Genomic DNA, 1255 nt, shown 5'->3' with positions numbered 1-1255 from the left:
TACTGTTCTCGGAAGGCGCGGTGGAAGCTGTCGAGGACGGGCTGGATCATGTAGCGCAGGAAGGACCTGGCGCCGATCTGGACCATGGCCTCGACCGGCATGCCGGGGACCAGGCTCACATTGTCCAGGCGGGCGAGCTGCTCGCGGTCGATGCTGATCTGGGCCCGGTAATAGGGTGCCCGGGTCCGCTCGTCGAAGGTCACGTCATTGGCCACGAAGATCACGTGACCGTGCAGGAACGGCACCAGCCGCTGCTTGAAGGCCGGCAGCCGCACCTCCGCCTGCAGCCCCACATGCACCACGTCGATGTCGTTCGGCTGGATGTTCACCTCGGCGACCAGCCGGTCTTGGGTCGGCACCAGCTCCATCACGGGGTCGCCGGGCCGCACCACCGCGCCGACCGTGAAGAAGCGCGAGCCCAGGATGGTGCCGTCCTCCGGCGCCAGGATCTCCCGCCGGGTCGACACATCCTCCGCCGCCCGCACCCGCTCCTCGATGTCCGACAGCCGCGGGCTGAGGTCGCGCAGCTCGGTGCCTGCATCCTGCACCCGCGTGTCCTCGATCTGGCGGATGGTGTTCCGCGCCTCGGTGATGCCGGCCCGTGCCCGCTCGATCTGGCCGCGCAGATCGATGCCGGTGCCTTCCAGTGCCGCGGCGCTGCGCTGCAGCGCCAGGAGCTGCGGCAGCCGCTGCAGCCCCTGCTGCACCAGGCCGCGGGTGATCTGCTCCTCCTGCCGGATCAGCTCGAGCTGGATGCTGGTGGCGCGGATCTGCCCCTCGGCCGAGCTGATCACCGCCTGCTGCTGCTCGATCCGCGCCTGCTGCACCTGGGTCTGGGCCAGCAGCGCCGCGCGCCGCGCCTCGAACAGGGTCTGCTGGCTGGCCATCGCCTCGGCGGCGCGCGCGTCCTCGGCGCGGCGCAGCACCTCGGGATAGGCGATGGTGTCGGCGCGGCGGAGCTCGGCGTCGAGCCGCGCCGCCTGGGCCAGGAAGGCCCAGCGCTGGCTGCGCAGCGATTCCAGCGTCGATCCCGACTGCACGTCATCGAGGCGCATCAGCGGCTGGCCGCGGCGCACCACATCGCCGTCGCGGGCCAGGATCTCCCTGACGATGCCGCCTTCGAGGTGCTGGATGGTCCGCCGCTGGCCCTCCACCTTGATCAGCCCGGGCGCGATCGCCGCCTCGGACAGCGGCGCCAGCACCGACCAGGCCACGAAGCTGCCCACGAAGACCGTGATCGCCAGCAGCCCGAACA

At 71.2% G+C, this 1255-nt stretch carries 1 protein-coding gene; it reads right to left on the bottom strand.

Annotated features, from left to right (window positions below; genetic code table 11):
* A partial coding sequence (locus GXW71_RS34555; RefSeq protein ID WP_211858614.1) for an HlyD family type I secretion periplasmic adaptor subunit occupies positions 1-1255 on the bottom strand: 1255 nt, incomplete at both ends.

The sequence above is a fragment of the Plastoroseomonas hellenica genome (genome assembly GCF_018129085.1).
Lineage (GTDB): Bacteria > Pseudomonadota > Alphaproteobacteria > Acetobacterales > Acetobacteraceae > Plastoroseomonas > Plastoroseomonas hellenica.
The sequence above is the reverse complement of the archived record's forward strand: the minus strand, read 5'-3'. Positions and strand labels throughout refer to the sequence as shown.